We start from the raw sequence: 13,537 nt of genomic DNA, 5'->3' as shown, positions 1-13,537 counted from the left end.
CGGACTGGAACGGAAGGCCGTCGACGCGTGAACGCATCATCTCAACCCCGACCCGCCCGGCTCGCCGTGGGCGTCGTCGGCGCGGGCCGGGTGGGACCCGCCCTCGCCGCCGCGCTGAGCCTGGCCGGGCACCGTCCCGTCGCCGTCTCCGGCGTGTCCGACGCGTCCCGGCGGCGCGCCGCCGAGCTGCTGCCCGGCGTGCCGCTCGTCCCGCCCGCCCAGGTCCTGGAGCACGCCGACCTCGTCCTGCTCACCGTGCCGGACGACGCGCTGCCCGGCCTGGTCGAGGGCCTGGCCGAAACCGGTGCCGTCCGCGCGGGGCAACTGCTGGTCCACACCTCCGGCCGGTACGGCACGGCCGTGCTCGACCCGGCCCGCCGCGCCGGCGCCCTCCCGCTCGCCCTGCACCCCGCCATGACGTTCACCGGCACGGCCGTCGACGTCCAGCGGCTGGCCGGCTGCTCCTTCGGCGTCACCGCCCCCGAGGAGCTGCGCCTGGCGGCCGAGGCCCTGGTCATCGAGATGGGCGGCGAGCCGGAGTGGATCGAGGAGGCGGCCCGCCCGCTCTATCACGCGGCCCTCGCCCTGGGCGCGAACCACCTCGTCACCCTGGTGGCCCAGTCGATGGAGCTGCTGCGGCAGGCGGGCGTCGCCGCCCCCGACCGGATGCTCGGCCCGCTCCTGGGCGCCGCCCTCGACAACGCCCTGCGCTCCGGCGACGCCGCCCTCACCGGCCCGGTCGCGCGCGGTGACGCGGGCACGGTCGCCGCGCACGTGGCGGAACTGCGCAAGCACGCGCCCGGCACCGTCGCCGGGTACCTCGCGATGGCCCGTACGACCGCGGACCGCGCCCTGGCCCACGGCCTCCTCAAGCCCGAGCTCGCGGAGGACCTGCTGGGTGTCCTCGCGGAAGGAGAGAGCGGCCGATGAGCCCCGACCGCGCACCGAAGAGCCCCGCCCCCGCCCCGGCGGCCCCCGCCCCCGCCCACGAAGCGGCGGCCCCCGCGTCCGGCCGCCCCGCATCCGGGAGGTCCGGCTTCGTGCTCGTGCCCACCCGGGACGAGCTGGAGCGCGTCCTGGAGCGGTCCGCGACCCGGGGCCGCACCGCCGTCGTGATGACCATGGGCGCCCTCCACGAGGGCCACGCCACGCTCGTCCGGGCCGCCCGTCGGCACGTCGGCCCGCAGGGCCTCGTCGTCGTCACCGTGTTCGTCAACCCGCTCCAGTTCGGCGCGGGCGAGGACCTCGACCGCTACCCCCGCACCCTGGAGGCCGACCTCGGGGTCGCCGAGCGGGCCGGCGCGGACGCCGTGTTCGCCCCGGCCGCCGACGAGGTCTACCCCGGCGGCGAGCCTCAGGTGAGGATCACCGCCGGACCCATGGGGGAGCGCCTCGAAGGGGCCTCCCGCCCCGGCCACTTCGACGGCATGCTCACCGTGGTCGCCAAGCTGCTCCACCTCACCCGCCCCGACGTGGCGTTCTTCGGGCAGAAGGACGCCCAGCAGCTCGCCCTGATCCGCCGCATGGCCCGCGACCTGAACTTCCCGGTCGAGATCGTCGGCGTCCCGACCGTCCGCGAGGCCGACGGCCTGGCCCTGTCCAGCCGCAACCGGTACCTCTCGTCCGCCGAGCGCCGCACCGCCCTCGCCCTGTCCGGCGCGCTGTTCGCCGCCCGTGACCGGCTCGCCGCCCAGACGGCCCTGCTGGCCCGCGCCGAGACCCTGCCCGCCTCCGAGAGCCGCGCCGCGGCCCTGTCCCGGCTCGGCGAGGCCCGCGCCGCCGCCGACGCCCACGCCGTCGCCGTGGCGGCTCCGGGCGGCGGCGCCCACGCGGTTCGGGCCGCGGCCCGCGCGGTACTCGACGAGGCGGCGCAGGCCGACCCGCCGCTGCGCCTGGACTACCTGGCGCTGGTGGACCCCGCCGACTTCACCGACGTACCCGACGACCACACCGGCGAGGCGATCCTGGCCGTCGCCGCCAAGGTCGGCACCACCCGGCTGATCGACAACCTCCCCCTCACCTTCGGAGCCCCCGCATGACCGGCATACGCCTCCAGGCCCCCGCCCCCGGCTGGTCGATCGACGCCGACGTCGTCGTGGTCGGCTCCGGGGTCGCGGGCCTGACCGCCGCCCTGCGCACCGCGGCCGCCGGACTGCGCACGGTCGTCGTCACCAAGGCCCGCCTGGACGACGGCTCCACCCGCTGGGCGCAGGGCGGCATCGCGGCCGCCCTCGGCGAGGGCGACACCCCCGAGCAGCACCTCGACGACACGCTCGTCGCGGGGGCGGGGCTGTGCGACGAGGGGGCCGTGCGCGCCCTGGTCACCGAGGGTCCCGAGGCCGTACGCCGGCTGATCGCCACCGGTGCCCGGTTCGACACCGACGAGGCCGGCACCATCGAGCTCACCCGCGAGGGCGGCCACCACCGGCGCCGTATCGCGCACGCGGGCGGTGACGCGACCGGCGCGGAGATCTCCCGCGCGCTCGTCGACGCGGTCCGCGACCGGGGTGTCCGCACCATCGAGAACGCCCTCGTCCTGGACCTGCTCACGGACGCCGCCGGCCGCACCGCGGGCGTGACGCTGCACGTCATGGGCGAAGGCCAGCACGACGGCGTCGGCGCCGTCCACGCCCCCGCGGTCGTCCTCGCCACCGGCGGCATGGGCCAGGTCTTCTCCGCCACCACCAACCCGGCCGTCTCCACCGGCGACGGCGTCGCCCTCGCGCTGCGGGCGGGCGCCGAGGTGAGCGACCTGGAGTTCGTCCAGTTCCACCCGACCGTGCTCTTCCTCGGCCCGGACGCCGAGGGCCAGCAGCCGCTGGTCTCGGAGGCGGTACGCGGCGAGGGCGCCCACCTCGTCGACGCCGACGGGGTCCGCTTCATGGTCGGGCAGCACGAGCTGGCCGAGCTCGCCCCGCGCGACATCGTCGCCAAGGGCATCATGCGCCGCATGCGCGAGCAGGGCGCCCACCACATGTACCTGGACGCCCGGCACTTCGGCGCCGCGATGTGGGCGTCCCGCTTCCCGACGATCCTCGCCGCCTGCCGCGCCCACGGCATCGACCCGGTGACCGAGCCGGTCCCGGTCGCCCCGGCGGCCCACTACGCCTCCGGCGGCGTCCGCACCGACCTGCACGGCCGCACCACGGTGCCCGGCCTCTACGCGTGCGGCGAGGTCGCCTGCACCGGCGTCCACGGCGCCAACCGGCTGGCGTCGAACTCCCTCCTGGAGGGTCTTGTCTTCGCCGAGCGCATCGCCGACGACATCGTCGCCTCCCCGGCCCGGGCGGGCGACCCCGTCCCCCACCCCGCGCCCACCGTCCTCCCGCTGCTCGACCCCGCGGCCCGGGCCCGGATCCAGCACGTCATGACCACCGGCGCCGGGGTGCTGCGCTCCGCCGCCAGCCTGGAGGGGGCCGCCGAGGCCCTGGACGCCGTGCACGCCGAGGCGCTGAACGACGGCCCGGACGGGCACAAGGCCGCCGAGCCGGGCGTCGAGTCCTGGGAGACCACCAACCTGCTGTGCGTGGCCCGCGTGCTGGTGGCCGCCGCCCGGCGCCGCGAGGAGACCCGCGGCTGCCACTGGCGCGAGGACCGCCCCGACCGCGACGACGCCGCCTGGCGCCGCCACCTGGTCGTACGCCTCGGCCCGGACCGGACCCTGGACGTCCGCCCCACCGACACCCAAGACTTCCCCCCGACCGACGCCGACGCCCCCAGGGAGCCGTAACCGTGAGCACGCCCGAAGAACGCCCGCAGCCCGTGGACGTACCCCTGATCAACATCAGCGCCCCGGCCGAGCAGGCCGCCGGCGGCTGCGGTGACGGCTGCGGCTGCGGCGGTGCCGACTTCGACGAGGAGGCGTACGAGTGCGGGCTGGACCCGGCGCTCGCCGCGCTCCTGGTGAACGCCGGCCTCGACCCCGTACTCGTCGAGGACGTGGCGTACCGCGCCATCGAGGAGGACCTGGACGGCGGCGTCGACGTGACCTCCGCCGCGACCGTCCCGGACGACGCCGTCGCGACCGGTGACTTCACCGCCCGGGAGGCGGGCGTCGTCGCCGGCATCCACGTGGCCGAGGCGATCCTCTCGGTCGTGTGCACCGAGGAGTTCGCCGTCGAGCGGCACGTGGCGGACGGCGACCGGGTCGAGGCCGGCCAGAAGCTGCTGTCGGTCACGACCCGCACCCGCGACCTGCTCACCGGCGAGCGCAGCGCGCTCAACATCATGTGCCGCCTGTCCGGCATCGCCACCGCCACGCGCGCGTGGGCGGACGCCCTGGAGGGCTACAAGGCGAAGGTCCGCGACACCCGCAAGACCACCCCGGGCCTGCGCGCCCTGGAGAAGTACGCGGTCCGCTGCGGCGGCGGCGTCAACCACCGCATGTCGCTGTCCGACGCGGCCCTGGTCAAGGACAACCACGTCATCGCCGCGGGCGGCGTCGCCCAGGCCTTCAAGGCGGTGCGCACGGCCTTCCCCGACGTCCCGATCGAGGTCGAGGTCGACACCCTCCACCAGGTCCGCGAGGTCCTCGACGCGGGCGCCGACCTGATCCTGCTGGACAACTTCTCGCCCGCCGAGACGGAGGAGGCCGTGACGCTCGTCGCGGGCCGCGCCGTCCTGGAGTCCTCCGGGCGCCTCACCCTCGACAACGCCGCCGCGTATGCCGCGACCGGCGTCGACTACCTCGCCGTGGGCGCCCTCACCCACTCCTCCCCGATCCTCGACATCGGCCTCGACCTCCGAGAGGCGGACCAGGGCTGATGCTGCTCACGATCGACGCGGGCAACACCCACACGGTCCTGGGCCTGTTCGACGGTACGGAGATCGTCGAGCACTGGCGCATCTCCACCGACCCGCGCCGCACCGCCGACGAGCTCGCCGTGCTGCTCCAGGGCCTGATGGGCATGCACCCGCTGCTCGGCGAAGAGCTGGGCGACGGCATCGAGGGCATCGCCATCTGCTCGACGGTCCCGTCCGTACTGCACGAGCTGCGCGAGGTGACGCGGCGGTACTACGGCGACGTCCCGGCCGTGCTCGTGGAGCCCGGCATCAAGACCGGCGTGCCGATCCTGACGGACAACCCCAAGGAGGTCGGCGCCGACCGCATCGTCAACGCGGTCGCGGCGAGCGAGCTGTACGGCGGCCCGGCGATCGTCGTCGACTTCGGTACGGCGACGACCTTCGACCCGATCAGCGCGCGCGGCGAGTACATCGGCGGGGTGATCGCCCCCGGCATCGAGATCTCCGTCGAGGCGCTCGGTGTCCGGGGCGCCCAGCTCCGCAAGATCGAGCTGGCCCGCCCGCGCAGTGTGATCGGCAAGAACACGGTCGAGGCCATGCAGGCGGGCATCGTGTACGGCTTCGCGGGCCAGGTGGACGGGATCGTCAGCCGTATGAAGCGCGAGCTGGCCGGCCGTGACAGCGACCCGTCGGACGTGACGGTCATCGCCACGGGCGGGCTGGCGCCGATGGTGCTCGGCGAGGCGGCGGAGATCGACGAGCACGAGCCGTGGCTGACGCTGATCGGCCTGCGCCTGGTCTACGAGCGCAACATCTCCCGTATGTAGCTTTCCGGGCGGGTCCGGGCGGCCCGCCCCGGCGCCCGGCCGGGGGCCGAGCGCCGGAAGGGCGCCGCCCCGGTGGGCACCCGGAACGGGCACCGCCCGCGGTCCGTCGTGCCCACCCGTCCCGCCCTGCGGGACGCCTGCCCACGACGGCGCGAGAGACGGGTCCGGGCAGGCCCCGTACGGCAACGCGCCCGGGGTGGTCGATAAGCGAATTTTGTCCGATTAGCACGTATCGTCGGCCCATGCCCACGCCCTACGGATCCCGCGGCGGCCTGGCGTTCGGCGCAGACGAGCTGCGTGTGCTCCGACGCGCCCTCGCCCATGCCCTCCACCCCACGCCCCTCGACGACGAAGACGTGCAGGACTGCCTGCGACTCGCCGGCTCCGTGGACGAAGCAGTCCGCGAGGCCGGCCGGATGCGGGCCTTCCTCCTCGCCGACCTCGCCCGCTACCGCGACGCGCTGCCCGGCTCGGCCGCCGGGTACCTGGAACTGCTCCAGGACGCCCTCGCCGCCGGCTACGACCCCCGCCCCGAGGACCTCGCCGCCCTGCGCACCCTCCGCGGCACCCCCGTCGGCGCCGCCCTCCTCGCGCGCTGCCGGACGCTGGCCGAGCACTCCGTGCGGGCCCGCCTCGCCGGCCGCCACGTCACCCCCGCGCCCCGCACCCGGCTGCTCGCCCTTCCCGGCGGCCGCGTCCACGGGGCCGACGAGCCGAAGCCCCGGCCCTCGCCCGACCCCCGCCCCGCCCCGCCGCCCGCCGACCGCCCGGTGCCCAAACCGTCCGAGGTCTTCCCGCCCCGGCGGCGACCCGCCGCGCCGCCCCCGGCCGAGGAGCGGGCCGCCGGCTAGCTACCCTGGTGGCATGGAATACGTATCCGCGCTCCTGCCGCCCGTGGTGATGGCCGCCTTCTTCATCGGCCTCGTCGTGACGATCGTCAAGAGCCAGGGCGGCCCCAACAAGGCCAAGGAGGACGCGGCCGTGGACGCGGCCCTCGCGCGCGTCGAGGCCGCCCGCCAGGCGGAGGCGGGCGCCGAGCCCGGCCGGGCCTGACCACCCCTCCACCGCCCAGGGCGTACGACCACCCGTCGTACGCCCTTTTTGTTCTGTCAATAGCCAGTTATTCCGACATCTCCCACTATGGTGGCAGTGTGCCCCGTCAATTGGGAGAGCTCGAAGACGCCGTCATGACACGCGTCTGGCAATGGAACCGGCCCGTCACCGTCCGGGAAGTCCTGGAGGATCTCCAGCAGGAACGGTCCATCGCCTACACCACCGTCATGACCGTAATGGACAATCTCCATCAGAAGGGCTGGGTGCGCCGGGAAGTCTCGGGCCGCGCCTATCGATATACCGCGGTCTCCACGCGGGCCGCCTACTCGGCCGCACTGATGAACGAGGCCTGGTCGAAGAGCGACAACCCCGCCGCCGCTCTCGTGGCCTTCTTCGGCATGATGTCGTCCGAGCAGCGAGAGGCGCTCAACGACGCCGTCCGGATCGTGCAACGGGACACCCCGGAACAGGGCGGCGAAGAACCGGAAGGACACCGGGCCGACGAGGGGGACGCGGGGACGGGGCGATAGCGTCCACTCATGTCGTCCTCCTCCGCGGCCTCCGGGCCCACGTCCCCCGGCCCCGTGAAAGCCGTGACCGTACGCCGGGCCCGGACCGGTGATGTGCAGGCGATCCGCCGACTCGTCGATCCGTACGTCACCGAAGGCATCCTCCTCGACAAAGCGCCCGTCACGCTTTACGAGGACATCCAGGAGTTCTGGGTCGCGGAACGCGACGCGGACGGCACCGTCGTCGGCTGCGGCGCACTGCACGTGATGTGGGAAGACCTCGCCGAAGTGCGCACTCTCGCCGTCGATCCCGAGTTCACCGGGGCCGGCATCGGTCATCACGTGCTCGACAAGTTGCTGCACACCGCCCGCTGGCTCGGCGTCCGCCGGGTTTTCTGCCTGACCTTCGAAGTGGACTTCTTCGCGAAGCACGGGTTCGTCGAGATCGGCGAGACCCCGGTCGACGGAGATGTCTACAGCGAGCTCCTCCGTTCCTATGACGAGGGCGTCGCCGAGTTCCTCGGTCTCGAACGAGTGAAGCCGAACACCTTGGGTAACAGTCGGATGCTTCTGCACCTGTGAGCCGGCGGCACCCTATGTCCGAATCGCGCACGTTTCCCGTGCTCTCGGGGATCTGAACCTCTCCCAGGGGTTTGTGTTTTCCAGGGAAAAGCGGTTTCCTTTCCGCGTACTGCATTTTCGATGAAAGGAAATCCGGTGGCACAGAAGGTTCAGGTCCTTCTTGTCGACGACCTCGACGGTGGCGAGGCGGACGAGACGGTGACGTTCGCTCTGGACGGCAAGACCTACGAGATCGACCTCACCACCGCCAATGCGGACAAGCTCCGTGGTCTGCTCGAGCCGTACACCAAGAGCGGCCGGCGTACCGGTGGCCGCGCCTCCGCCGGGCGTGGCAAGGGCAGGGCCGCCACGAGCGGCAGCCCCGACACCGCGAAGATCCGCGCGTGGGCCAAGGAGAACGGCTACAACGTGAACGACCGCGGCCGGGTGCCCGCGGACATCAAGCAGGCCTACGAGGACGCCAACCGCTGAGTGCGGTCCGCACCGAGCAGTCGGACCCGGTGGCATTCCGATGCCGCCGCGTCCACGAGCCGCACCAGACTGGAGGCACCGGTTCCGCCCCCCACGGCCGGCATGGCCGGAAGGGTCGGCTCGACTTCGCGCCCGGGTTCGGGGGGGCGCAGCCACGAGGCGGCGCCGGGCGAGCCGGACCCGCTCCATCCTGGGGGAATCGGAGCGGACGTCCGGTCGCCGGCGCCGAGGACGGCCAGGTCCAGGGCGATCCCGCCCCACTCCAGCCAGTCCAGCAGCCCCGGCAGCTCGTCCGCCGCGCCGGCGGCCACCAGCAGCCGCATCCTGCCTCCCGCCACGGCGACCGGACCCCGGCCGCCCAGTCGCCGCAGTACGGCGAACCCGGCGGCGGCCGGCAGCTCCAGGACGTCGAAGCGCAGCCCCGTGAGCAGCTCCACCGGATCACCCGCGCGTCCCTCCGCCGTGGCCCAGCCGAGCTCGTGCTCGTACCACCGCGCGACGCCGGCACGGGCGAACGGTGAACGGGGTGCCGGGAGGGGAAGGGTGGAGGCCATGACCGGGGAACTCGTGACCCGTACCGAAAGTTACGGAACGCGTCGAGATCGGTACGCTGCGTGTTTCTCGGGGTGGGGCTCAGGGGGAGGGTGCGACGCAAGGGTGTTCGCCCGTAGCTGAGGGAACCGGTGTCCGCCGCATGGAGTGTCCCTGCTTACGGGTAAGACATTCCTAGTGAGGAGGGGCGACACGCGGGATCCGGGCGTCTCACGTTCGCCATCGGCGTACTGCCGGTGAGGGTAAGTGCCTGGCCTGCGGGAACATCGTCTCGGACCATTGGGTTGGAGCATTTGTCGGCGTTCGGGTCAGGAGGCCAGAGACGGGTGTCGGCAGTTGGAATGAGCGGTCCCCGCTTGCGGGACTAAGCTGCGGAAGGACAGGGAGGGGACCGACCCCTTACTGCCTGACCGCTCTGAGGAGCGATTAACGATGTTCGAGAGGTTCACCGACCGCGCGCGGCGGGTTGTCGTCCTGGCTCAGGAAGAAGCCCGGATGCTCAACCACAACTACATCGGCACCGAGCACATCCTCCTGGGCCTTATCCACGAGGGTGAGGGTGTCGCCGCTAAGGCCCTGGAGAGCCTCGGGATTTCGCTCGAGGCGGTCCGCCAGCAGGTGGAGGAGATCATCGGCCAGGGCCAGCAGGCCCCGTCCGGGCACATCCCCTTCACGCCCCGTGCCAAGAAGGTCCTGGAGCTGTCGCTCCGCGAGGCCCTTCAGCTCGGCCACAACTACATCGGCACCGAGCACATCCTGCTCGGCCTGATCCGCGAGGGCGAGGGCGTCGCCGCCCAGGTCCTCGTGAAGCTGGGCGCCGATCTCAACCGGGTGCGGCAGCAGGTCATCCAGCTGCTCTCCGGCTACCAGGGCAAGGAAGCTGCCACCGCCGGTGGTCCTGCCGAGGGCACGCCCTCGACGTCCCTGGTCCTCGACCAGTTCGGCCGGAACCTCACCCAGGCCGCCCGTGAGTCCAAGCTCGACCCGGTCATCGGGCGCGAGAAGGAGATCGAGCGGGTCATGCAGGTGCTGTCCCGCCGGACCAAGAACAACCCGGTCCTCATCGGCGAGCCCGGCGTCGGCAAGACGGCGGTCGTCGAGGGCCTGGCGCAGGCCATCGTCAAGGGCGAGGTGCCCGAGACCCTCAAGGACAAGCACCTCTACACCCTGGACCTCGGCGCGCTCGTCGCCGGCTCCCGGTACCGCGGTGACTTCGAGGAGCGCCTGAAGAAGGTCCTCAAGGAGATCCGCACCCGCGGCGACATCATCCTGTTCATCGACGAGCTCCACACCCTGGTGGGTGCGGGCGCCGCCGAGGGCGCGATCGACGCCGCGAGCATCCTCAAGCCGATGCTCGCCCGTGGTGAGCTCCAGACCATCGGTGCCACGACGCTGGACGAGTACCGCAAGTACCTGGAGAAGGACGCCGCCCTCGAGCGCCGCTTCCAGCCCATCCAGGTCGCGGAGCCGTCGCTGCCGCACACCATCGAGATCCTCAAGGGCCTGCGCGACCGTTACGAGGCCCACCACCGGGTCTCCATCACGGACGAGGCGCTGGTCCAGGCCGCCACCCTGGCCGACCGGTACATCTCGGACCGCTTCCTGCCGGACAAGGCGATCGACCTGATCGACGAGGCCGGTTCCCGGATGCGCATCCGCCGGATGACCGCGCCGCCGGACCTCCGCGAGTTCGACGAGAAGATCGCGGGTGTCCGCCGGGACAAGGAGTCCGCGATCGACTCCCAGGACTTCGAGAAGGCGGCGAGCCTCCGCGACAAGGAGAAGCAGCTGCTGGCGGCGAAGGCCAAGCGGGAGAAGGAGTGGAAGGCCGGCGACATGGACGTCGTCGCCGAGGTCGACGGCGAGCTGATCGCCGAGGTCCTCGCGACCGCCACCGGCATCCCGGTCTTCAAGCTGACCGAGGAGGAGTCCTCGCGTCTGCTCCGCATGGAGGACGAGCTCCACAAGCGCGTCATCGGCCAGAAGGACGCCATCAAGGCCCTGTCGCAGGCGATCCGCCGTACGCGTGCCGGCCTGAAGGACCCGAAGCGCCCCGGTGGCTCGTTCATCTTCGCCGGCCCGTCCGGTGTCGGTAAGACCGAGCTGTCCAAGACGCTCGCCGAATTCCTCTTCGGCGACGAGGACGCGATGATCTCCCTCGACATGTCGGAGTTCAGCGAGAAGCACACGGTTTCCCGCCTCTTCGGTTCCCCGCCCGGATACGTGGGTTACGAAGAGGGCGGCCAGCTCACCGAGAAGGTGCGCCGCAAGCCGTTCTCCGTCGTCCTCTTCGACGAGGTCGAGAAGGCCCACCCCGATATCTTCAATTCTCTGCTCCAGATCCTGGAGGACGGTCGCCTGACCGACTCCCAGGGCCGGGTCGTGGACTTCAAGAACACGGTCATCATCATGACGACCAACCTCGGGACCCGGGACATCTCGAAGGGCTTCAACCTGGGCTTCGCGGCCCAGGGCGACGTCAAGACCGGCTACGACCGGATGAAGGCGAAGGTCAACGAAGAGCTGAAGCAGCACTTCCGGCCCGAGTTCCTCAACCGCGTCGACGACACGGTCGTCTTCCACCAGCTCAGCCAGGAAGACATCATCCAGATCGTCGACCTCATGATCGCCAAGGTGGACGAGCGCCTGAAGGACCGCGACATGGGCATCGAGCTCAGCGGTTCCGCCAAGGAGCTCCTCGCCAAGCACGGCTACGACCCGGTCATGGGCGCCCGGCCGCTGCGCCGGACGATCCAGCGCGAGATCGAGGACATCCTGTCGGAGAAGATCCTCTTCGGCGAGCTGCGCCCCGGTCACATCGTGGTCGTCGACACCGAGGGCGAGGGTGAGGAGAAGAAGTTCACCTTCCGCGGCGAGGAGAAGTCCGCCCTGCCGGACGTCCCCCCGATCGAGCAGGCCGCCGGCGGCGCCGGTCCGAACCTGTCGAAGGACGCGTAAGCGCCCGTACCGCTGAATGAGAGGGGCTGCCCCACGGGGCAGCCCCTTTCGCGTTCTCAGCAGGGCCGCGGCTTGCGCCAGGAGCATTCGAGGCCGGCGTCCGCCTCCGTGGCCGCCCGGGAGCGGGCCGGGCGGACGGCGCGGATGACGCCCCCGGCCGTGTCGGACCGGGCCAGGGAGACGACGATCGCGTCCTCGACGCCCTTCACCGACGACGCCAGGTGGTTGTTGAGGACGATCGAGTAGACGAGCCGCCGGCCGCCGGCGTCCGTGACGTACCCCGAGAGGGCGGACGCCCCGGTGAGGGTGCCCGTCTTGGCGTGGGTGTTCAGGGCGGCCGGGGTGCCGCACATCCGGGTCCGCAGCGTGCCGCCGGTGGCACGGTCGGGGGCGCAGGCGACGGGCAGGGCCGCGTACCAGTCGGCGTACCAGGGGGCGTCCTGGACGGCGAGGAGCAGCCGGGTGAGCTCGGCGGCGGGGAAGAGGTTCATCCGGGACAGCCCGGAGCCGTCGGCCTGGCGGACCGCCGACGTGCGGACGCCCTCCTTCCGCAGGTACGCGTCGATGGCGGCGAGGCCCGCGCCCCAGGTGCCGCGGCCGGACGTCCGGTGGCCGATGGCCTTGGTGAGCGTCTCGGCGTGCATGTTGTTGGACAGCTTCATGAACGGCCGCAGCAGGTCCTTGAGGGGCATGGACTCGTGCGTGGCCAGCAGCCGTGCGGTGGGGGGTGTGGGGCGGCCCGGGCGGGTCGGCCCGTCGAGGCGTACGCCGTGGGCGGCGAGCGCGTCGGCGAAGACGGCGGCGGCGTAGCCGGTCGGCTGCCAGACGGTGACCCATTCCCTGGTGGGGGAGGCCTGGAGCGGGATCTCGCCGGTGACGGTGATGACGTTCGTCCCGTGCTCCCGCTGGACCGTGAGGGTGTCGGGGCGGCCGGTGGGGACGGTGGTGGCACGGTTGTCGATCCGTACGTAGCCGGTGGCGGGGGTGAGGGTGATCAGCGGGCGCGCGCCGGGGCCGGAGGCGGGGGCGGCCTCGACGATGACGGTGCCGGAGTCGTAGTCGGTGTCGGGCGCGACCGTGAGGGGGGAGATCTGCGCCGAGTAGTACGAGGACTCGTCGTCGGCGGCCCAGGACCGGCCGAGCCGCTCGGTGTCGAACCGGGTGTCGTCGGCGACCAGGCGCCCGGTCACGCGCCGGATCCCGGAGCCGGCGACCCGGGCGGCCAGCGCGTCGTAGTCCTTGGCGAGGGTGGTGGGGTCGCCCGTCCCGCGCAGGTACAGGTCGCCGTGGAGGACCCCGCCCCGGACACGGCCGGCCGACAGCACCTCGGTGCGGAAGCGGTGGTCGGGGCCCAGCAGCGCCATGGCGGCGGCGGAGGTGGCGAGCTTGGTGTTGGAGGCGGGCATGAGGCGGTCACCGCCGTCGTGCTGGTAGAGGGTGTCGCCGGTGCCGGCGTCGGCGACGACCACACCCGCCGCGGCCCCGTCGAGCCGGGAGTCGGTGAGGATCGTGTCGATGGCGTCCTTCAGGCCGGTGCCGGACGGCCCGGCCCCGGCGGGGACGGCGCCGGCCAGCGGGACGAGGGCCGCGAGGCCCAGGGCGAGGGCTGTCACGCGCATCACGTGTCTGCTCATGCTGAGGAGGATGGCGGAGGGGGCGGGGGGTGGGAAGGAGGCCCGCGCTCCCGGCCGGACGGGCAGCCGGAAGGTGACGCCGCGAGGGCCGCCGGAAGCCGGACGGGGCCGGGTTCCGGGCTCGTGGCCGTGACAAGGCGCACAGGCGTTTTGGGCGGTACTAGGTGGAATAGTGCGTTCGCCCGGGTAGGAGGCGCCGTTCCCGGGG

The 13,537-nt window shown here is 72.7% G+C and carries 13 protein-coding genes; 11 read left to right on the top strand and 2 right to left on the bottom strand.

The features are described 5' to 3' along the window. Nucleotides 1-27: 27 nt before the first annotated feature. From ACZ7LK_RS31520 to ACZ7LK_RS31475, 10 genes are all read left to right on the top strand, one after another. Entirely contained in the window at nucleotides 28-930 is a 903-nt protein-coding gene (locus ACZ7LK_RS31520) for a Rossmann-like and DUF2520 domain-containing protein (RefSeq protein WP_392275360.1), read from the top strand. Further along, nucleotides 927-2,039 carry a pantoate--beta-alanine ligase gene (gene panC, locus ACZ7LK_RS31515; RefSeq protein ID WP_471144587.1) on the top strand — a complete coding sequence of 371 codons (1,113 nt, stop codon included), beginning with the start codon at nucleotides 927-929 and terminating at the stop codon, nucleotides 2,037-2,039. The genes ACZ7LK_RS31520 and panC overlap by 4 nt, the downstream gene beginning before the upstream one ends. Continuing rightward, nucleotides 2,036-3,730, top strand: coding sequence for an L-aspartate oxidase (locus tag ACZ7LK_RS31510; protein WP_392275358.1), 1,695 nt, complete (start codon nucleotides 2,036-2,038; stop codon nucleotides 3,728-3,730). The genes panC and ACZ7LK_RS31510 overlap by 4 nt, the downstream gene beginning before the upstream one ends. Before the next feature lie 2 nt (nucleotides 3,731-3,732). Beyond that, nucleotides 3,733-4,764: a carboxylating nicotinate-nucleotide diphosphorylase gene (gene nadC, locus ACZ7LK_RS31505; RefSeq protein WP_392275357.1), complete on the top strand. Its 1,032-nt coding sequence runs from the start codon at nucleotides 3,733-3,735 to the stop codon at nucleotides 4,762-4,764. Further along, nucleotides 4,764-5,570 (top strand): type III pantothenate kinase, encoded by an 807-nt coding sequence (locus tag ACZ7LK_RS31500; protein WP_471144586.1) that lies wholly within the window; start codon nucleotides 4,764-4,766, stop codon nucleotides 5,568-5,570. Before nadC ends, ACZ7LK_RS31500 begins: the two co-directional genes overlap by 1 nt. 272 nt (nucleotides 5,571-5,842) lie before the next feature. Beyond that, nucleotides 5,843-6,421, top strand: a complete 579-nt coding sequence (locus ACZ7LK_RS31495; protein WP_392275689.1) for a hypothetical protein — start codon at nucleotides 5,843-5,845, stop codon at nucleotides 6,419-6,421. A 13-nt stretch (nucleotides 6,422-6,434) separates the two neighbouring features. Next, nucleotides 6,435-6,623 carry a hypothetical protein gene (locus ACZ7LK_RS31490; RefSeq protein WP_392275355.1) on the top strand — a complete coding sequence of 63 codons (189 nt, stop codon included), beginning with the start codon at nucleotides 6,435-6,437 and terminating at the stop codon, nucleotides 6,621-6,623. Nucleotides 6,624-6,721: 98 nt separating this feature from the next. Then, nucleotides 6,722-7,153 (top strand): BlaI/MecI/CopY family transcriptional regulator, encoded by a 432-nt coding sequence (locus ACZ7LK_RS31485; protein ID WP_469462147.1) that lies wholly within the window; start codon nucleotides 6,722-6,724, stop codon nucleotides 7,151-7,153. Between the two features lie 9 nt (nucleotides 7,154-7,162). Beyond that, on the top strand, nucleotides 7,163-7,714 hold the full coding sequence (locus ACZ7LK_RS31480; RefSeq protein WP_392275353.1) for an amino-acid N-acetyltransferase: 552 nt from the start codon (nucleotides 7,163-7,165) through the stop codon (nucleotides 7,712-7,714). A gap of 135 nt (nucleotides 7,715-7,849) precedes the next feature. Beyond that, nucleotides 7,850-8,185, top strand: coding sequence for a histone-like nucleoid-structuring protein Lsr2 (locus ACZ7LK_RS31475; protein ID WP_392275352.1), 336 nt, complete (start codon nucleotides 7,850-7,852; stop codon nucleotides 8,183-8,185). Here the strand turns inward: ACZ7LK_RS31475 and ACZ7LK_RS31470 are convergent. After that, on the bottom strand, nucleotides 8,164-8,739 hold the full coding sequence (locus ACZ7LK_RS31470) for an SCO3374 family protein (protein ID WP_471144585.1): 576 nt from the start codon (nucleotides 8,737-8,739) through the stop codon (nucleotides 8,164-8,166). The genes ACZ7LK_RS31475 and ACZ7LK_RS31470 overlap by 22 nt on opposite strands. 430 nt (nucleotides 8,740-9,169) lie before the next feature. On the opposite strand from ACZ7LK_RS31470, the gene ACZ7LK_RS31465 reads away from it, so the two are divergent. Next, on the top strand, nucleotides 9,170-11,695 hold the full coding sequence (locus tag ACZ7LK_RS31465; protein ID WP_392275350.1) for an ATP-dependent Clp protease ATP-binding subunit: 2,526 nt from the start codon (nucleotides 9,170-9,172) through the stop codon (nucleotides 11,693-11,695). Nucleotides 11,696-11,751: 56 nt separating this feature from the next. Here ACZ7LK_RS31465 and dacB read toward each other — a convergent pair whose 3' ends face one another. Beyond that, the gene (dacB, locus tag ACZ7LK_RS31460) at nucleotides 11,752-13,329 is read right to left on the bottom strand and encodes a D-alanyl-D-alanine carboxypeptidase/D-alanyl-D-alanine endopeptidase (protein ID WP_471144584.1); all 1,578 of its coding nucleotides are present in this window, start codon (nucleotides 13,327-13,329) and stop codon (nucleotides 11,752-11,754) included. Nucleotides 13,330-13,537 lie beyond the last annotated feature (208 nt).

The organism is Streptomyces sp. NPDC039423 (assembly GCF_055598725.1).
This window is presented reverse-complemented; position numbering and strand designations above follow the sequence as displayed.